Below are 16,359 nucleotides of genomic sequence, written 5' to 3'. Positions count from 1 at the left end.
CCACCGGCGGGGCCGTCATCGGCGCGGCGAGCGCCATCGCGAGTGACGTCGCCAAGGAGGGCCTCGGAACCTTGATGTCCAACCGCCCCGGCGGACAGGCCGACAAACTCGAGGGCATGTACCTCGAGATGGCCGAAATGTACGAGGAGTTCCTCGAGGCTCGAGAGAAAACTGGTGATCCACTGGAAGGAGTCGGAAAAAGTGGGGCAGTCAAGCCATGAAGGCAGTGATAACTGGAGAGAACGAACGACTAGTTGGTGTGAACCTGCTTGACAATGCAGGTACAGAGCACGTTATCGAAATGGAATTTTCAGGAAATATAACCGCACACCAACAGGATGGGTACTCCGACGATCCTGAGAAGAGAACCAGCGAGGAGAACGAACACAACAATCAGGCGCGTCGCTTCGCAAAGTACTACGTCTTCACCCAGCGCGGCTACGACACCCTCGAGCACGCGCAGAACCCCGCGTACATCGACGCGGTGCGTCGGGCCATCGCGGCCCTCTCCGAGGAGGCGTTCGAACGCTACTTCGGCGCGCTCTACCAGCAGCTTCGCAGCCACGACGCGGACGTCGAACGGCCGGTTACCCTCCCCGCAGGTGTGCGCGCACCCGACGCAGTCGTCTACGAACTCGAGGTCTACCTGGGTCTCGCGCTCGAGGGCGAGGTGGCCGAGCGGGCGCAGGCGCTCGCGGCCGAGAGCGGCCTGGATCTCTCCGAGGAGAGCGACGTCCGGCCGGTCTCGGCGCTTTCGGCGGGCGACCTCGAGCGCTGGCGGGCGGTCGGTGAGGACCTCGCCGACGTCGTCGAGCGCGACGGACTCGAGGCCGACCTGACCGTCGCCGCCGTCTCGGGCATCCACGTCGGCTATCCGAATTCCCGGGGGCGTCACGAGGTCGAACGCGCCGACACCCCGCTCGAGCGCGAGCCTGACGCGGTGATCGAACTGCTCCCGCACGCACCCGAGACGCTCGCCGCGTTCCGCGAGGCGCTCGATCACCACCTCCGCTGTCAGGTGCGTGATCGCTTCGTCACCATGGGACTGGTGCCGCCGGAACCGTTCCGCGTGATCGGCTTCGGGACGCTCCACGACGCGCGGCGGTACGACCACTACGATCTCTACCCGCAGTTGCACCTGCGCGACGGCGAGGAGGGGACGCTCTTCTCCTGAGGAGGCGGGCGCTCGAGTCAGAACGGCGCTGCGGGCGTGAGGAGGGCGCTACTCGAGCATCTCCTGGGTGATCGTATTCGGCAACAGTTCACCCAGCGTGTACTCACTCGGCGGTTCGCCCTCGCCCTCGTCACAGATGACGAGAAACGACTCGTCGCAGAACTCGGCGAGCGTCTGGCGACACATTCCGCAGGGGGTGACGCCGTCGCGGCGACTCGAGCTGACGGCGATGCGGGTGAAGGAGTCGTGGCCCGTCTTGACCGCTTCGGCGAGGGCGACCTCCTCGGCGTGGAGGCTGTTACTGTAGTTCGCGTTCTCGAGGTTACAGCCGACGAAGACCTCGCCGTCGGTCGTCTCGAGGGCGGCACCGACGCGGTAGTTCGAGTAGGGGACGTGCGCTCGCGCCTGAATCTCGCGGGCGGCGTCGATCAGTGGATGGGTCACGACTCGAGGTACGGCGAGCGGTGAAAAGAACGCTCCGGGGGAACGGTGGCGGGCCGGAAGGCGGCCACCGGGTGGGTGCCAGAGCGCTACGTGGCGTCGGCAACGGCGGTCTCGACGAGTTCTTCGGCCGTCTCGAGGAGGGCGTCTAGCTCGTCGCTCTCAGCGTAGATGCGGACGTAGGGTTCGGTGCCGCTCGGGCGGACGAGCAGCCAGGAGGCGTCGGAGAAGGTGAGCCGGATGCCGTACTCGGTCTCGAGAGTCGCCTCCGGGAAGGCGTCCGGGAGAGTGGACTCGAGGGCAGCCGTGGCAGCGGCTTTCGCCTCGTGGGGACAGGAGACGTTGAGCTTCCGGTAGGGGCGTTCTGTGACCGGCTCTCGGAGCGCGTCGGTGTCTCCGACGTCGGCGACGAGCGCCGAGACGACGGCCGCGCTGGCGACACCGTCGATCCAGCCGCCGAAGGCGGTGTGGATGTGTTTCCAGGGTTCGGCGGCGAAGACGACCGCGGTGTCCTCGTCGCCCGACTCGCGCACGCGAGCGATGCCCTCGTGGAGCGCGCCCAGACGGACGCGCTCGACGCGCCCGCCCGCGTCGGTGACGAGGTCGTCGATGCGCGCGGAGGCGTTCGGCGTGGTGACGACGACCGGGTCCGCGGCGGTCGCCCGCCGGGTGTAGTGGGCGGCGACGACGGCGAGAATCGTATCCTCGTGGATCACCGATCCGTCGGGACCGAGGACGACGAGGCGGTCGGCGTCGCCGTCGTGAGCGAGACCCAGGTCGAACGAACCGTCGGCGAGGAAGGCGGCGAGGTCGGTGAGCGTCTCGGGCGTCGGCTTGCTCTCGCGGGCGGGGAAGTGGCCGTCGACGGTGGCGTTGAGCGCGACCACCCGCGCACCCAGCCGGTCGAGTACCTGCGGGGTCGCGAGCGCGCCGACACCGGTCCCGCAGTCGACGGCGACCGAGAGTCCCTCGAGCGGGCGTTCCGCCGCGAATTCCTCGCGGACGAAGGTGATGACGGCGTCGCGATAGGCACCGAGAACCCCGAGGCGAGAGGATGAACCCCAGACGTCCCAGGCAGGGAGGTCGGGACCGTCGGCGACGGACGCCTCGACGGTCTCCTCTCGGTGGTGGTCGAACTCGACGCCGTCGGCGAACAGTTTGATGCCGTTGTCGGTGGGCGGGTTGTGACTCGCGGTGAGCATCACGCCGGTCCGGCCGCGGGAGGCGAACGCCAGTGCGGGCGTGGGACAGATGCCGACGCGACGGACGTCGGCACCTGCACTCTCGAGACCTGCCTCGACGGCGGCGGCGAGCGCTTCGCCCGTCTCGCGTCCGTCCCTGCCGACGACGACCGTCTCCCCGGGTTCGCCGACGGCCTGGCCGACCGAGAGGGCGAGCGCGGGGGTCACAGTCTCCTCTGCGGAACCACGGATACCGGCGGTGCCGAACAGCGTCATTGGCGGTGGTTCTTCGAGGAACTACTTAGCCCCGTTGGCGAGCGGCGCTCGTCAGCGTGGACTCGGACGGCCGAATAACTCGAAAAAGACGAATCAGTTCTCGGGCATGTCGTCGATCAGGACGACCGCCTCGCCGTCGATGACGACCTGTTGTTCGTCCTCGTCTCTGATCTGCGTCTCGAGTCGATACTGCTCTCTGCCGAGGTCTTCGACGATTTCGACGCGTGCGGAGACGCGGTCGCCGATGGCGACGGGGGCGCGGAACTCGAGGTCCTGCGAGAGGTAGATGGTGAGACCGGGCAAGCGTGCGAGCGCGGCGCTGATCAGCCCCGAGACGAGCGTTCCGTGGGCGATGCGTTCGCCGAAGCGGGTTCCGGCGGCGAATTCTTCGTCCAGGTGGAGGCGGTTGGTGTCGCCGCTGGCTCGAGCGAACGTGCGGACGTCGGTCTCCGTGATCGTCTTCTCGAAGGTGACGAGGTCACCGACGCTGATGTGGTCGGGGTCGTCGACCGTGCGTTCGAACGCCCAGTCGAGGTGTTCGTACTCGAGCGACGGAATCGACGCGGGGACGGTCTCTGGCTCGTGGTCGGTACAGGCGTCGACACCGTTAGCGGAGGACGCGTACGGAAACAGCGCCGAGACGGCCGCCCGGTTGGCAGCGGTCGTTCCCTGAATCAGACTGCTCGCTACCGACGTCCACGCAGTGGTCATCGCGGCGAAGTTGTTCCCCCCAGTGTTCTGTTCTCCCATGGTCAGCGGATATGTGAGACGGGGTTATCACTCCTTTGGTCAACGTAACCGGTTAGTATCGAGGCACATCCGTCGAGAAAGACGTTGTTACCGTACTGTGTGGCCGGTTTTCGCTGATGAGTGGTGGGTGACGCGGATCGGTGCTACGAGCAGGTGTGCTGGAGCTGTGTGACGATTGCCGCCAGTGTCTACCATTTGGTGTACCTCTGTGGCACTGAATGGTATCAGATGGTATGAGACGGAAAGCTTTATTGCGACGGCAGTCCTGGTTGTGGATGATGACGGACGACTCCGGTCAGCCGCCCTGGATGCCTGCGATGTTCACCAGACAGATGCAGGAAGCGGGAGAACAAGTCGCAGAGTCCCAGCAGGAACTGTTCCGACAGTTCGTGGAGGCGAGTTCCTCGCCGTTCAGCGAACTGCCGGGCTACCCGCCGATGGGGACGAACACCGCGACGTTCAAAGCCCGCGTCCAGAGCGGCGGCCGGGTCAGCATCCCCGAACCCGAGCGGGATGCCCTCGACATCGAAGAAGGCGACATCGTGCAGACGATCGTCGTCCCCGTCAAACGCACTCGAGACGAGTAACTCCCCGTTCGAACCACCCCCACCCAACAGACAACCATGACGCAAACCCCACTCACCGCAGTCCTCACCGCACAGCGCACCGCGATCGAACAGAGCCAGGCGATGACCCACGACGTGATCGAGGCACAGAAGACGTCGTTCAGCGCGCTCGCAGATGCGCTGACGACCTCTGAGCAGCTCGTCGAGCAGAACGCAGACCTCACCAGGAGCATGCTCCACGCCTACGTCGACGCCGTCGAGGCCACGATGCCCGAAGAGAGCGCCGACTTCGAGGATCTCCGCAGCCTCGTCGACGAGAGCTTCGAGACGGCGACCGAGGCACAGCTCGAGTCGCTCGAGTCGCTCGTCCGCACCGTCGAGGAGTCCGAGACCGCCTACAGCGAGTTCAGCGACGGCTACGTCGACGTCGTCGACTCCTCGTTCGACGCCTACCTCGAGGCACACGAACAGGTCGGCCAGAGCGTCGAAGAGGTCGCCGCGAACGTCCAGGAAGCGAGCGACGAGTTCGACGTCGCGGCCTGAGACCGGCAGAGACACGCGAATCGCGCTTTTATCACCCAACACAGAGCACACACATGGCTGACTCAGAGACACACCCACAGAACTGGAACGCGTTCGCCGAACAGTGGAACGAACAATTTCTCGACGCGCTCGAGACCAACATGGAGGCGCAAGCCGAGTTCGTCGAGAGCTGGTCCGAGACCGTCGAGCAGGTCAGCGAGGACAACGAGATCAGCGAGGGCGTCGAGGGCTACGCCCGCGCCTACGAGGTCTGGATGACCGCCTCACAGCAGCTCGTCGAGCGGGTCAACGACGCCGTCGAGGGTGAAGAGGTCGAACTCGAGGAGTTCCGCGACATCTGGCTCAACACCGCCAACGAGGCGTTCAAAGAGGTCATGTCGACGACGGCGTTCGCCCGGATGACCGGGGAGACCGTCGGCGACGTCCTCGAAGCCCAACAGCAGGCCGACGAAGCGGCCGAGACCACCCTCAAGACACTTGGCTTCGCGACCAGCGGCGACGTCGTCGAGGTCGGCGACCGTCTCGTCGAACTCGAGCGCCGCCAGCACGCCGTCGAGACGAAACTCGACCGCATTCTCGAGGAACTGTCCGAATGAAGAGCCCGTACGCACTCACCCTGGACATGCAACGGCAGGCCTGGGAGGGGGCGGCCGAACTCGCCGATAAGGTCCGTGAGACGCCCGACCGAACCGAGAACTTCCACGAGGTCGAGGTGGGTGAGACGCCGAGTACCGTCGTCTACGAGGAGAACAAACTCCGCCTGCTCCACTACGAGTCCCAGACGGAGTCCCAACACGACGTACCGATTCTCATCGTCTACGCGCTGATCAACCGGCCGTACATCCTCGACCTCCAGCCGGATCGCTCGGTGGTCAGGACGTTACTCGAGGAAGGCTTCGACGTCTACCTGATCGACTGGGGCGAGCCCTCGGCGCTGGACCGCTCGCTCACGCTCGACGATTACGTGACGCGTTACATCGACAACTGCGTCGACGTGGTGTGCGAGCGCTCGAGCCAGGAGTCGATCAACGTCCTCGGCTACTGTATGGGCGGGACGATGTCGGCGATGTACGCCGCGTTGTTCCCCGAGAAGGTCAGGAACCTCGGGCTGATGGCTGCGGGCCTGTGTTTCACCGGCGATGGCGGCGTCCTCGAACTCTGGGGAGCCGAGGAGTTCTACGACCCAGAGCGCGTCACCGACACGTTCGGGAACGTCCCCGCGGACTTCCTCGACGTTGGCTTCGCCCTGATGGATCCCATCGCGAACAACGTCACGAAGTACGTCCGCTTCTACGACAACCTCGAGGACGAGGACTTCGTCGAGAACTTCGCCAGAATGGAGCGCTGGCTGGGCGACGGCATCGACGTCGCCGGCGCGACCTACGACCAGTTCATCCGTGACGTCTATCAGGGGAACAAACTCGTCGAGAACGAACTCTACCTCGACGGCACCCACGTCGACATCGAGAACGTCGAGATGCCGGTCCTCCAGATCGTCGCCGAGTACGACCACCTCATCCCGCCGGGAGCCTCCAAGCCGTTCAACGACGCGATTCCGAGCGAGGACACGACGATCCTCGAGTTCGCGACCGGCCACATCGGGATGTCCGTCTCCTCGCGCAGCCACGCCGAACTCTGGCCGGAGGTCTGTGACTGGTTCGAAGCGCGTTCGAACGGCGATGGCGACGCCGCCGGGGCCGACGATGGGACCGGCGACGAGCCATCCGAGAGCACCGACCCCGACGCTGCCCTCGCCGAGGACGTCGCGGGCGACGAGACCGGCACCGACGACCTCGAGGACGATGGCCTCTCCGTCGAGGGCGAGGCCGAGGTGTCCGCGGACGACCTGACCGAACTCGACGGTATCGGCGACGCTTACGCGGAGGTCCTCGAATCGGCAGGCATCACGACCTTCGACGACCTCGCGAGCGCCGACCTCGAGGCGCTCGCCGACGAGACCGAAATCTCGGAGACCTACCTCGGAAACTGGGCCGAGCAAGCCGCCGAGAAGTGACGCGGCTGGCCGCCCAGTGTTTTCGACTCTAGTTACGGGACAGGTCTCGAGCGGCGGGTGTCGGGAGCGAGTGAGTCGGTTCCACAGGTCGTTATTTACCATCGGAAGTGGAACGTCCACGTACACATGACAATGGAGGGACGAACCTGCGTCGTCACCGGATCCGCACGTGGCATCGGTCGCGGTATCGCCGAGCGCCTCGGACGCGAGGGCGCGAACGTCGTGATCAACTACCGGACTTCGGAGGGACCCGCATACGAGGCGGTCGACGCCATCGAAGCCGCCGGTGGGGCGGCCATCGCCGCCCAGGCGGACGTCACCGACCGGGAGTCGGTCGTCGCGATGCGCGAGCGCTGTCACGAGGCGTTCGGTCCCGTAGACGTCCTGGTGAACAACGCCGGACTCACCGCAGACACCCAGTTCGTCGAGATGACGCAATCGGAGTGGGACCGCGTGATGGACGTCAACCTCGGCGGGACGTTCAACTGCACCCAGGAGTTCTACGACGACATCTGGAACGCCGACGAGGGTCGCCTGATCAACATCTCGAGCGTCGTCGGCAAGCAGGGCAACTTCGGACAGGCGAACTACGCCGCCGCCAAGAGCGGTCTCTTCGGTTTTACGCGAACCATCGCCCTCGAGCTGGCCCAGGGTGGCTCGACGGCCAACTGCGTCGCCCCCGGGTTCACCCGCACCGACATGCTCGAGACCGTCCCCGAGAAGGTGTTAGACCGGATCATCGCGGGCATCCCGCTCGAGCGTCTCGCGGAGGTCGAAGACGTCGCGGCCATCGTCAACTTCCTCGCGAGCGAGGAGTCGTCGTACATCACCGGCGAAGTGATCGACGTCAACGGCGGCATGGACCTCTGAGACGGCTCGGTGTCCCGTGAACCGTGATCCTCGGCCCCTGGACAGCAACCGTCGGCTGACGGTGGACAACGGACCGCTCGCGGCTCACACCCGATGTTTCTGCTTCTCGAGGACACGGACGTTCTCGATACGTGTCGCCGGATAGCCTCCGTCGTCGGCCTTCTCGAGCGCCTTCACCATGTCCCAGACGACGTTGAGACCGGTGGTGACGCCACAGAGCGCCTCCATCTCACAGCCGGTCTTGCCGGTCGTCTCGACCGCCACCTCGAGTGTGACCCGCTCGGCGTCGACCTCGAAGGCGGTGTCGACGTTCGTGATCGGAATCTGGTGACACATCGGCACCGTCTCCCAGGTGTGTTTCACCGCCTGAATCGCACCGATTCGCGCCGTCGCGAGCACGTCACCCTTGCCGACCTCGTCGGCACGGATCGCCGCGACGGTCTCGGGGGTGAGGTGAATCTCGCCCGCGGCGACGGCCCGCCGGTGGGTGTCCGGTTTCTCGCCGACGTCGACCATCTGGACCTCGCCGTCGGCCGTCGTGTGGGTGAGTCCGGCCGCGTCGTCGCCCTCGTCTGCGCCCTCTTCAGTCATGGTCGACCACTGGCTCCGCGCCCCATAACGCCGACGGAATCGCCTCGAGCAGGTCCGATGCGAACAGGCCAAGTCCGTCCTCAGTTCCGTGGCGCGCAGCGATCCGCTCACCCGCGCGTCCGTTGACGTAGGGGGCGGCGGTAGCCGCCTCGAGCGCAGGGGCGTGCTCGAGCAGCCCCGCCGTGATGCCCGCCAGCAGGTCGCCGGTGCCGCCGACGGCCATGCCGGGGACGCCAGCGCGGTTGATCCGGGTCGTCTCGCCGTCGCTGATCACGTCGTCGGTCCCCTTCGCGAGCACCACGTGGCCGAGGTCGGCGGCGAAGGTCTCGATCTCGTCGGCCGCCGCGGCGAGGTCGTCGGTGTCGGGACCGCCCATCGCCGCCAGTTCCTTCCGGTTCGGTGTACAGACGAGCGTCGCCTCGGTGTCGACCTCGGGGACGACCGAGAGTGCATCGGCGTCGACGACCGCCGGGCCGGTGTAGCGCTCGAGAAACGCGCGTGCGGCCTCGAGCGTCTCGTCTTCGGTGCCGAGTCCGGGTCCGAGAATCACGACGTCGTCGTAGCGTTCGGCGGTGTCGACGAGACCGTCGACGCCCTCGGGGGTGAGGTACTCGCCCGCGTAGGGCTGGACGATCAGGTCGGGTGTGTACGCCTGAATCTCGCCCGCGACGGTCTCGGGGGCGGCGACGAACGCGAGTTCCATCCCCGCACGGAGGGCGGCCTGGGCGGCGAGTGCAGGGGCACCGGTGTAGGGACCGCCGCCGACGACGAACGCCCGCCCCTCGCGTGCGCTCGGCCGGGCGAGTTCGAGGTCGCCCGGACCGACGAAGCGCTCTGCGGCGGCCGGGATGCCGATGTCGGCGACGGTGACGGCCACCTCGAGCGCCTCGAGCCCCGGTTTCGTGTCGTGGAAGGTGACGACGTGGTCGGCGTCGATGCCGGTTTCGAGATGGTCGCCTGTCTCGGCGTCGAAGCCGGAGGGGACGTCGACGGAGACGACCGTGGCGTCGCTCGCGTCGATCGCACGGGCGGCGCTCGCGACGGGTTCGCGAAGCGGGCCGGAGACGCCGGTACCGAGCATCGCGTCGACGACCACGTCGGCGTCGGGCAGTGAGAACGACCGTGAGTCACGCACCTCGCGGGCGTCGTAGCCACACTCGAGGAGGGCGTCCCAGTTCTCGCGGGCGATGTCGGTCGTGATCGTCTCGCGCCGGCCGAGTAAGAGCGTCGTCACGTCGAACTCGTCGAGAAAGCGAGCGGCGACGAACGCATCACCGCCGTTGTTGCCCCGCCCGGCGACGATGACGATCCGCGCGCCCTCGGGAGCCACCTCGCGGACGACGCGCGCGAGAGCGTGTCCGCTCGACTCCATCAGCTGTTTTCGCGGGACACCGAGCGCCGCCGCGTTCTCGTCGACCGCAGCCATCTTCGAGCCGGTGATCATACCAGGGACTTCGAGCGCGCGAGCGTTGAACCTTGAGGTTCTCGAGACCACCGACAGGTTGAGAACCGACGAGCACTGACCTACGGTGTGAACGTCTTCTGGCTCGACGAGGACCCACGGCTGGCCGCCAGGTACCACTGTGACGAGCACGTGAACAAGATGCTCGTCGAGACCGCACAGGTGCTGTGTACGGCCGCTCGAGCCAACGGCTACGAGGCGGCGTTTCTCTACCGACCGACCCACACTGCTCACCCGGTGACGCGGTGGGCGACGGAATCGAGAGCGAACTGGCTGCGCCTGCGCGAGCACGCGGCGGCGCTGAACGAGGAGTTCGTCGAGCGCTACGAGAAGCGCGACGACCACGCGAGCTGGCGCGTTATCGACCGCATCGACCCCGACGAGATCACGTTTCCCTCGAGTTCGCCGACACCGCGCCCGCAGGCGATGCCCGACACCTACAGGCGGCCGGGCGACCCGGTCGCGGCCTACCGGGCGTACTACGCCGGCGAGAAGGCCCCGTGGGCGACGTGGGCACACACCGAGGAACCGCCGTGGCTCGACGAGGAACGGGCGGCACTCGAGTCCGAGCGGTGATCAGCGCCGAATCTCGAAGCCCGAGATGCCTTCGGGTTCGCCGTAGTCGGCGTCGACAGCGGTGACGCTGGCGGCCGGAGAGCCCTCGTGGCACCACTCGACCATCGCGTCGACGGCGTCGGTCTCGCCTTCGAAGACAGCCTCGACGCGCCCGTCGGCGAGGTTTCGCACCCAGCCGTCGACGCCGTGCTCGCGGGCGGTGTCGCGGGTGGTCGCGCGGTAGAAGACGCCCTGGACCCTGCCGGAGACGAACACGTGCGCTCGTGTACGTTCTGTCATACGACACGTCTCGAGCGGCGCGAGTAAAAAGGCCACCCTCTGTCCGTCTCAGTACACGTGTTCAGTCGCCGACGGCACCCGTCCGCAGGTGGTGGAAGACGTATGTCTGTGCATACCCGGCGTAGCGGTCGGGAACGTCGCCGTCGACACAGCCGAGGCGCTCACGGATCGCTCTCGAGGTATCGGCGTAGGAACCCCGGTCGCAGTCGGGGTAGTAGTCGGTGATCGCTCCCTTGATCCAGGTGTCGAGCGGAACGGCCTCGTCGAAGTCGAGTGCGAACAGCAACACGCAGTCTGCGACCTTCTCGCCGACGCCGACGAACTGGGTGAGATAGTCGCGTGCCTCCTCGTAGGGCAGGTCGCGGGCGGCTTCGGGGTGGGCCTCGCCGCTCGCAACCATCTCGGCGGTGCGGACGACGTACGGCGCACGGTAGCCGAGACCGAGGTCACGGAGTTCGTCCTCGGTCGCCCCCGCAAGCTGGTCGGGCGTCGGAAACGCGTGGTAGGTCCGGCCGTCGACGACGAGTTCGTCGCCGTAGGCGGCGGCGAGCGTCGAGACCATCCGGTGGATCCGGCGGACGCGCATCTGCGCCGAACAGATAAAGGAGATCAGCGTCGGAAACGGTGGGTCCGCGACCAGTCGCAGCCCCGTGTGCGCGGCGTAGGCCTCCCTGACGAGCGGGTCGTCCGGCGCACGGGCGGCGATCCGCTCGAGGTCGTCGTCGAGACGCAGCCGCTCGCGGACCAGGTCAGCCGCGTCGGTCGTCGACTCCCACTCGAGGCGCCCGTCGCGCTGGCGAACTCTGAGGAGGTGGCCGTCGACGACCGTCTCGTACCACGCCTCCGGGTTCGGCTCGCCGGCGTACATCTCGCCGTCGTCGCGCTCCCAGAGGTAGCTCTGGCCGCTCTCGAGCGTCAGGTAACAGTCGACGCCACCCGGGCAGTCGTCGGTCGGAATCGCTCCGGCGTCCATCGGTTCGCCACACTGCTGGGAGCTGCTTGGGGGTTTCGAAACGGCGGGCCCACACAGCGCCGAGCGTACAGCGCACGAGCCGAGTTATCACCACCCCCACACGTTTGAAACCAAGCGCAGACTGGCTGAAACAGCCACGTAGCCGGAAATCGGCCACTCGAGGCGAACCTTCATACCGCCAGAAGCAGTATAGTCCGTCATGAACTGCAGGGTTGTCGTCGAGGCTGCAGTGCCGGTGTACGACGTCGGGACGGAAGACGAGGCGATCCGGATCGCCATCTCGAAGACTGGCGATATGCTGAACCCTGACCTCAACTACGTCGAGATCAACATGGGGTCGCGGACCTCGCCGTCGGGTGAGGAGCTGCCGCCCGCGTTCATCGCTGCCGACGAGGCGCTGGTCGCGCTCGAACTCGAGATGACCGTCTTCAACGTCGAGCGCGAAGAGCACGCCTCGCGGATCGCCCGCAAAGAGATCGGCCAGCGGCTCACCAACATTCCACTCGAGGTGTTGCGCGTCGACGTCGTCGAAGACGACGACGGTGAGAGCGACGCCGACGACGACAGCACGGACGCCGACGACGACGAGGAGACGGACGACGTTCTTCCCGAGTTCGAAGAGTTACTCGAGTAATCCCGACGGGGGCGAGAGGAAACTGCCCCGTCGACGAGAGAGTGGGTGTGAAATCAGACATTGGAGTGGCATATCGTCAGAGAGCACTGCCGGTGGCCGTCTCGCCAGTCAGCGGTAGGCAGTTCCAGGGGTTCAAAATCGTCTCAGTCCGCAGTCGCGGCGACTACTTCCGTCTCCCCCTCGCGCATGTGTTCAGTGATTCCCCCAGCGAGTGCAAAAACAGCGGCTTTGTGGTCGGTTTTCGATTTGTGGATCGATGTCGGCCGAATACCGAGCGACTCGTACGCATCGAGCGAAATTCGACAGTCGTCCCACGCTGCACACTGATTGGATACCTCCGCCAGAAGGCCGTGAAGGTGAATGAGCTCCTGCTTCTTCATAACCATCCACACGTACCCACTGCAGGGTTATATTATTATCTTGAGCATCGTTAACACGGTTCCGCCAAAGATGGATCGTTATGTAATTTAACCGAGTGGTAGTTTCGAACCAGTAGGTGGTCCCAAACGTGCGAGAGAGGCGGGGAAAGCAAATATTTACTCAGTAACAACGTGTTTATGTTCTAGTTCGAACAATACCTTACTAGAGAGTTAAAACGTCTCGACTTCGTGTGATATCGGACGTGATTAATCCTTACGAAAGCCACGCCTGCCGTGAAAAATAGTGTATGATTCGGCGACTATCCAAGTTGTTTTAGCGTCCGTAAGTCGCGGTCAGTTCTCATGAACTCCGACGTACGTCGAGACGCGTGACAGTTGGGGCAGTGGAACACGCCGGCAGCCACCGGGAGCTCACCGGGCGGTGCTTGCCAGCTTTTCGTACATTCAGGACACAACAGTCGGACGGTCGCTTCCTCCATGACATGCTAGTACACACCAATTGCTAAAAGCGTTGTTGCGAAGCAGAATCCGGTCGGCACCGAGAGGTCCGGTCGTCGGCTCAGGCGGCCGCCGTCTCCGACGCCTCGAGCAGCTCCTTGTAGCGGTTTCGGATGGTGACCTCCGAGATGTTCGCGACGGTCGAGACCTCGTTCTGGGTGACCTTCTCGTTGGTCAGCAGCGCCGCCGCGTAGACGCCAGCGGCGGCGAGTCCGACCGGTGACTTGCCGCTGTGGACGCCCGCCTCACGCGCGCTGTCGAGGAGGGTGCGCGCCATGCGCTCGGTCTCGTCCGAGAGGTCGAGGTCGCTGACGAACCGCGGGAGGTAGTGTTCCGGGTCGGCAGGTTTGACCTCGAGTTTGAGCTCGCGCACGACGTAGCGGTAGGTGCGGGTGAGCTCCATCTTGTCGACGCGGCTGACCGCCGAGATCTCGTCTAAGCTACGTGGCGTGCCGGCCTGGCGGGCGGCGGCGTACAGCGACGCCGTCGCGACGCCCTCGATCGAGCGCCCGGGGAGGAGGTCCTCCTCGAGTGCGCGCCGGTAGATGACGCTCGCGGTCTCGCGGACGTTCTCGGGGAGACCGAGCGCACTCGCCATCCGGTCGATCTCGCCGAGGGCCTGCTTGAGGTTGCGTTCTTTCGAGTCGCGCGTGCGAAAGCGCTCGTTCCAGGTGCGAAGCCGCTGCATCTTCTGGCGCTGGCGGCTCGAGAGCGCCTTGCCGTAGGCGTCTTTGTCCTGCCAGCCGATGTTCGTCGACAGCCCCTGGTCGTGCATCATCTTCGTCGTCGGTGCGCCGACGCGGGACTTCTGGTCTTTCTCCGCGGCGTCGAACGCACGCCACTCCGGCCCGCGGTCGATCTCGTTCTCCTCGACGACGAGTCCACACTCGCCACAGAGCGTCTCCGCGTGCTCTGAGTCGGAGACCAGTCGGCCGCCACACTCGGGACAGCGCTCTCGCTCTTCACCCCGCGTGGTCGATACTGTCTCGCGCTCCGTCTCCGTCTCGCCGGTATACGTTCGGGTAATTGTGTCTGTCATTATCGGACCTCGTTGGTTACTCGAGGCTGCCGGGTGGGGGAACCAGAAGAAAAAACCCGGCCGCCTCAGCTAACGTAGAGTAAGGCCGAAAGCCATATAAAGGTTTCGCTGTGGCAATAAGTGTCGTGGTGGTTCAGATATGAACCTTACGGCCTCTTGCAACTCGTGTGACCGGTTGACGAGGTTCGTAGCGAGCCAGTGCGTAAATAGTCGTCGGTTCTGCGTCGGCGAGCGACGGCGGCGGCCACCGACGTCACACGGTGAAGAGGTGGCCCTCGGTCGGCACGTCGAAGAGACCGATGCGCGCTCCAGCATCCAGCCAAGCGTGCCCGTACGAGAACGCCGCCAGCGCGTTCACCGGATCCCCGTCCGCCCGAAAGTGGCGGCCGTCCTCGAGGTACGCCGCCGCCATCTCGTAACACTCCTCGGCTGCCTCGGCCATCGGCGTTTCCGCGGGCGGTGCAACCGTCGCCGCCTCGAGTGCTTCCTCGAGCAACGCCCCGTAGCGGTCGGTCTTCTCCGCGAGATCTGCGGCCATACTGGCGTCGTGGGTCCCGCGGTGCCTAAGCGCGTCGGTAGCCGCCGTCTCCGGAGACCTCCCGACGCGTACGTACGACACACTCTCGGCGAACGCAAGGCGTTTAATCGAGACGGACCAACTACGCTCCATGAGCGAACAGCCTCGAGTCGAGATCTACACGAAAGAGGACTGTCCGTACTGCGACCGGGCGAAAGACCTCTTCGACGCGAAGGGCGTCGAGTACGTCACCTACAACGTCACCGGCGACGACGACCTCTTCGAAGAGATGGTCGAGCGCGCAGACGGGCGAAAGACCGCCCCCGAAGTGTTCATCGACGACGAACTCATCGGCGGCTTCGACGACACGAGTGCGCTCGAGGAGACGGGCGAACTCGACGAGAAACTCGGCCTCTCGAGCGACGACACCGACGACACCGTCGAGCATCGCCGCCTGATCATCGCCGGGACCGGCATCGCCGGCCTGACCGCCGCAATCTACGCCGGCCGCTCGAACAACGAGCCGCTGGTCATCGAGGGCGACGAACCCGGCGGCCAACTCACGCTGACGACCGACGTCGCGAACTACCCCGGCTTCCCCGAGGGGATCAGCGGTCCCGAGCTCGTCAACAACATGAAAGCCCAGGCCCGCCAGTTCGGTGCCGACCTCGTCAACGGCATCGTCGACTCCGTCGACGCCGACTCCCGGCCGTTCCGCGTCACCCTCACCAACGGCGACGTCTACACCGCAGACGCGGTCATCGCCGCCTCGGGAGCCAGCGCACGCACCCTCGACGTCCCCGGCCAGGAGGAACTGATGGGCTACGGCCTGTCGACCTGTGCGACCTGTGACGGCGCGTTCTTCCGCGACGAGGACATGCTCGTCGTCGGCGGCGGCGACGCCGCGATGGAAGAGGCCTCGTTTCTCACCAAGTTCGCAGACACCGTCTACCTCGCCCACCGCCGCGAGGAGTTCCGCGCCGAGGACTACTGGATCGACCGCGTGAACGAACACGTCGAAGCCGGTGAGATCGAGATCATGAAAAACACCGAACTGGTCGAGATTCACGGCTCGAGAGAGGGCGGCATCGACCGCGTCACGCTCGTCCACAACGACGCCGGCCACCCGACCGACCGCCTCGACGACCCCGAGACCGACGAGTTCGACTTCGAGGTCGGCGCGGTCTTCTTCGCCATCGGCCACACCCCCAACACCGACTACCTCGAGGGAACCGGCGTCGAGATGGACGAGGAAGGCTACCTCCGAACCCAGGGCGGCGACGGCGGCGGCCAGACCGAAACCGACGTCCCCGGCATCTTCGGCGCTGGCGACGTCGTCGACTACCACTACCAGCAGGCCGTCACGGCGGCAGGGATGGGCTCGAAAGCCGCCATCGACGCCGACCACTACCTCGAGAGCGTCGACCGCGCCGACGCGAGCGACGAGGAGACGATTCCCGCGGCCGACGACTGAGGCTCTTCCCTTTTCAGACGCGACTCCCCGAACGTGACCGGCCGGTCTCGAGCGACGAGCCAGGACGGTCACACGACGGACGCGCCGACACTCGAGCGGTCGTCGCGAGCAGCCCATTGTC

Annotated in this window: 20 protein-coding genes and 1 pseudogene; 10 read left to right on the top strand and 11 right to left on the bottom strand. The window is 65.7% G+C overall.

The window, feature by feature from the left end; translation table 11 throughout:
- A pseudogene (locus N0B15_RS09585) lies at positions 1-221 on the top strand (hypothetical protein); the annotation flags it as partial.
- Complete coding sequence (locus tag N0B15_RS09580; RefSeq protein WP_263019472.1) at positions 218-1,174, top strand: DUF7958 family protein; 957 nt, start codon at positions 218-220, stop codon at positions 1,172-1,174. The pseudogene N0B15_RS09585 and the gene N0B15_RS09580, both read left to right, overlap by 4 nt.
- A 48-nt stretch (positions 1,175-1,222) precedes the next feature.
- On the opposite strand, the gene cdd is transcribed toward N0B15_RS09580, so the two are convergent.
- The 3 genes from cdd to N0B15_RS09565 form a co-directional block, all read right to left on the bottom strand.
- Entirely contained in the window at positions 1,223-1,618 is a 396-nt protein-coding gene (gene cdd, locus N0B15_RS09575; RefSeq protein WP_263019471.1) for a cytidine deaminase, read from the bottom strand.
- Between the two features lie 86 nt (positions 1,619-1,704).
- Complete coding sequence (locus tag N0B15_RS09570) at positions 1,705-3,072, bottom strand: phosphohexomutase domain-containing protein (RefSeq protein ID WP_263019470.1); 1,368 nt, start codon at positions 3,070-3,072, stop codon at positions 1,705-1,707.
- A 93-nt stretch (positions 3,073-3,165) separates the two neighbouring features.
- On the bottom strand, positions 3,166-3,822 hold the full coding sequence (locus N0B15_RS09565; protein ID WP_263019469.1) for a MaoC family dehydratase: 657 nt from the start codon (positions 3,820-3,822) through the stop codon (positions 3,166-3,168).
- A 278-nt stretch (positions 3,823-4,100) separates the two neighbouring features.
- Here N0B15_RS09565 and N0B15_RS09560 point away from each other — a divergent pair, with 278 nt between their 5' ends.
- The 5 genes from N0B15_RS09560 (at position 4,101) to N0B15_RS09540 (ending at position 7,815) form a co-directional block, all read left to right on the top strand.
- The gene (locus N0B15_RS09560; RefSeq protein WP_263019468.1) at positions 4,101-4,409 is read left to right on the top strand and encodes an AbrB/MazE/SpoVT family DNA-binding domain-containing protein; all 309 of its coding nucleotides are present in this window, start codon (positions 4,101-4,103) and stop codon (positions 4,407-4,409) included.
- A gap of 36 nt (positions 4,410-4,445) precedes the next feature.
- Positions 4,446-4,931 (top strand): hypothetical protein, encoded by a 486-nt coding sequence (locus N0B15_RS09555; protein WP_263019467.1) that lies wholly within the window; start codon positions 4,446-4,448, stop codon positions 4,929-4,931.
- 53 nt (positions 4,932-4,984) lie between these two features.
- Complete coding sequence (locus N0B15_RS09550; protein ID WP_263019466.1) at positions 4,985-5,527, top strand: poly(R)-hydroxyalkanoic acid synthase subunit PhaE; 543 nt, start codon at positions 4,985-4,987, stop codon at positions 5,525-5,527.
- Positions 5,524-6,945 carry a class III poly(R)-hydroxyalkanoic acid synthase subunit PhaC gene (gene phaC, locus N0B15_RS09545; RefSeq protein ID WP_263019465.1) on the top strand — a complete coding sequence of 474 codons (1,422 nt, stop codon included), beginning with the start codon at positions 5,524-5,526 and terminating at the stop codon, positions 6,943-6,945. The genes N0B15_RS09550 and phaC overlap by 4 nt, the downstream gene beginning before the upstream one ends.
- 126 nt (positions 6,946-7,071) lie before the next feature.
- Positions 7,072-7,815 (top strand): beta-ketoacyl-ACP reductase, encoded by a 744-nt coding sequence (locus N0B15_RS09540; protein ID WP_263019464.1) that lies wholly within the window; start codon positions 7,072-7,074, stop codon positions 7,813-7,815.
- Positions 7,816-7,899: 84 nt separating this feature from the next.
- On the opposite strand, the gene moaC is transcribed toward N0B15_RS09540, so the two are convergent.
- Positions 7,900-8,406 carry a cyclic pyranopterin monophosphate synthase MoaC gene (gene moaC, locus N0B15_RS09535; protein WP_263019463.1) on the bottom strand — a complete coding sequence of 169 codons (507 nt, stop codon included), beginning with the start codon at positions 8,404-8,406 and terminating at the stop codon, positions 7,900-7,902.
- Positions 8,399-9,850, bottom strand: coding sequence for an NAD(P)H-hydrate dehydratase (locus tag N0B15_RS09530; protein WP_263019462.1), 1,452 nt, complete (start codon positions 9,848-9,850; stop codon positions 8,399-8,401). Before N0B15_RS09530 ends, moaC begins: the two co-directional genes overlap by 8 nt.
- Before the next feature lie 87 nt (positions 9,851-9,937).
- Between N0B15_RS09530 and N0B15_RS09525 the strand changes: the two genes are divergently transcribed.
- Entirely contained in the window at positions 9,938-10,444 is a 507-nt protein-coding gene (locus N0B15_RS09525) for a hypothetical protein (RefSeq protein ID WP_263019461.1), read from the top strand.
- Here N0B15_RS09525 and N0B15_RS09520 read toward each other — a convergent pair whose 3' ends face one another.
- Both N0B15_RS09520 and N0B15_RS09515 read right to left on the bottom strand, forming a co-directional pair.
- Positions 10,445-10,723 carry an acylphosphatase gene (locus N0B15_RS09520; RefSeq protein WP_263019460.1) on the bottom strand — a complete coding sequence of 93 codons (279 nt, stop codon included), beginning with the start codon at positions 10,721-10,723 and terminating at the stop codon, positions 10,445-10,447.
- 61 nt (positions 10,724-10,784) lie between these two features.
- Entirely contained in the window at positions 10,785-11,696 is a 912-nt protein-coding gene (locus N0B15_RS09515; protein WP_263019459.1) for a DNA-3-methyladenine glycosylase family protein, read from the bottom strand.
- Between the two features lie 199 nt (positions 11,697-11,895).
- On the opposite strand from N0B15_RS09515, the gene N0B15_RS09510 reads away from it, so the two are divergent.
- Positions 11,896-12,330: a DUF555 domain-containing protein gene (locus tag N0B15_RS09510; protein ID WP_263019458.1), complete on the top strand. Its 435-nt coding sequence runs from the start codon at positions 11,896-11,898 to the stop codon at positions 12,328-12,330.
- 143 nt (positions 12,331-12,473) lie between these two features.
- Here N0B15_RS09510 and N0B15_RS09505 read toward each other — a convergent pair whose 3' ends face one another.
- The 4 genes from N0B15_RS09505 to N0B15_RS09490 form a co-directional block, all read right to left on the bottom strand.
- A complete protein-coding gene (locus tag N0B15_RS09505; RefSeq protein WP_263019457.1) occupies positions 12,474-12,710 on the bottom strand; it encodes a UPF0058 family protein in 237 nt (78 codons plus the stop codon).
- Positions 12,711-13,009: 299 nt separating this feature from the next.
- Complete coding sequence (locus N0B15_RS09500) at positions 13,010-13,189, bottom strand: DUF7836 family putative zinc-binding protein (RefSeq protein ID WP_263019456.1); 180 nt, start codon at positions 13,187-13,189, stop codon at positions 13,010-13,012.
- Positions 13,190-13,269: 80 nt separating this feature from the next.
- Positions 13,270-14,247, bottom strand: coding sequence for a transcription initiation factor IIB (locus tag N0B15_RS09495; protein ID WP_263019455.1), 978 nt, complete (start codon positions 14,245-14,247; stop codon positions 13,270-13,272).
- A gap of 253 nt (positions 14,248-14,500) precedes the next feature.
- Positions 14,501-14,785 carry a DUF357 domain-containing protein gene (locus tag N0B15_RS09490; protein WP_263019454.1) on the bottom strand — a complete coding sequence of 95 codons (285 nt, stop codon included), beginning with the start codon at positions 14,783-14,785 and terminating at the stop codon, positions 14,501-14,503.
- A 130-nt stretch (positions 14,786-14,915) separates the two neighbouring features.
- Between N0B15_RS09490 and N0B15_RS09485 the strand changes: the two genes are divergently transcribed.
- Positions 14,916-16,238 carry an FAD-dependent oxidoreductase gene (locus tag N0B15_RS09485; RefSeq protein ID WP_263019453.1) on the top strand — a complete coding sequence of 441 codons (1,323 nt, stop codon included), beginning with the start codon at positions 14,916-14,918 and terminating at the stop codon, positions 16,236-16,238.
- Positions 16,239-16,359 lie beyond the last annotated feature (121 nt).

This window comes from Natronobiforma cellulositropha, assembly GCF_025629245.1.
Lineage (GTDB): Archaea > Halobacteriota > Halobacteria > Halobacteriales > Natrialbaceae > Natronobiforma > Natronobiforma cellulositropha.
Note: the sequence above shows the minus strand (reverse complement) of the source record. Positions and strands in the feature narration are given on the sequence as shown.

What these genes read in the sequence shown, in the direction of transcription:
- N0B15_RS09580 (WP_263019472.1), top strand. Translation starts at nt 218, where the DNA reads ATGAAGGCAGTGATAACTGGAGAGAACGAACGACTAGTTGGTGTGAAC.
- N0B15_RS09570 (WP_263019470.1), bottom strand. Translation starts at nt 3,072, where the DNA reads ATGACGCTGTTCGGCACCGCCGGTATCCGTGGTTCCGCAGAGGAGACT.
- N0B15_RS09565 (WP_263019469.1), bottom strand. Translation starts at nt 3,822, where the DNA reads ATGGGAGAACAGAACACTGGGGGGAACAACTTCGCCGCGATGACCACT.
- N0B15_RS09560 (WP_263019468.1), top strand. Translation starts at nt 4,101, where the DNA reads ATGACGGACGACTCCGGTCAGCCGCCCTGGATGCCTGCGATGTTCACC.
- N0B15_RS09555 (WP_263019467.1), top strand. Translation starts at nt 4,446, where the DNA reads ATGACGCAAACCCCACTCACCGCAGTCCTCACCGCACAGCGCACCGCG.
- N0B15_RS09550 (WP_263019466.1), top strand. Translation starts at nt 4,985, where the DNA reads ATGGCTGACTCAGAGACACACCCACAGAACTGGAACGCGTTCGCCGAA.
- phaC (WP_263019465.1), top strand. Translation starts at nt 5,524, where the DNA reads ATGAAGAGCCCGTACGCACTCACCCTGGACATGCAACGGCAGGCCTGG.
- N0B15_RS09540 (WP_263019464.1), top strand. Translation starts at nt 7,072, where the DNA reads ATGACAATGGAGGGACGAACCTGCGTCGTCACCGGATCCGCACGTGGC.
- moaC (WP_263019463.1), bottom strand. Translation starts at nt 8,406, where the DNA reads ATGACTGAAGAGGGCGCAGACGAGGGCGACGACGCGGCCGGACTCACC.
- N0B15_RS09530 (WP_263019462.1), bottom strand. Translation starts at nt 9,850, where the DNA reads ATGATCACCGGCTCGAAGATGGCTGCGGTCGACGAGAACGCGGCGGCG.
- N0B15_RS09520 (WP_263019460.1), bottom strand. Translation starts at nt 10,723, where the DNA reads ATGACAGAACGTACACGAGCGCACGTGTTCGTCTCCGGCAGGGTCCAG.
- N0B15_RS09515 (WP_263019459.1), bottom strand. Translation starts at nt 11,696, where the DNA reads ATGGACGCCGGAGCGATTCCGACCGACGACTGCCCGGGTGGCGTCGAC.
- N0B15_RS09510 (WP_263019458.1), top strand. Translation starts at nt 11,896, where the DNA reads ATGAACTGCAGGGTTGTCGTCGAGGCTGCAGTGCCGGTGTACGACGTC.
- N0B15_RS09505 (WP_263019457.1), bottom strand. Translation starts at nt 12,710, where the DNA reads ATGAAGAAGCAGGAGCTCATTCACCTTCACGGCCTTCTGGCGGAGGTA.
- N0B15_RS09500 (WP_263019456.1), bottom strand. Translation starts at nt 13,189, where the DNA reads ATGGAGGAAGCGACCGTCCGACTGTTGTGTCCTGAATGTACGAAAAGC.
- N0B15_RS09495 (WP_263019455.1), bottom strand. Translation starts at nt 14,247, where the DNA reads ATGACAGACACAATTACCCGAACGTATACCGGCGAGACGGAGACGGAG.
- N0B15_RS09490 (WP_263019454.1), bottom strand. Translation starts at nt 14,785, where the DNA reads ATGGCCGCAGATCTCGCGGAGAAGACCGACCGCTACGGGGCGTTGCTC.
- N0B15_RS09485 (WP_263019453.1), top strand. Translation starts at nt 14,916, where the DNA reads ATGAGCGAACAGCCTCGAGTCGAGATCTACACGAAAGAGGACTGTCCG.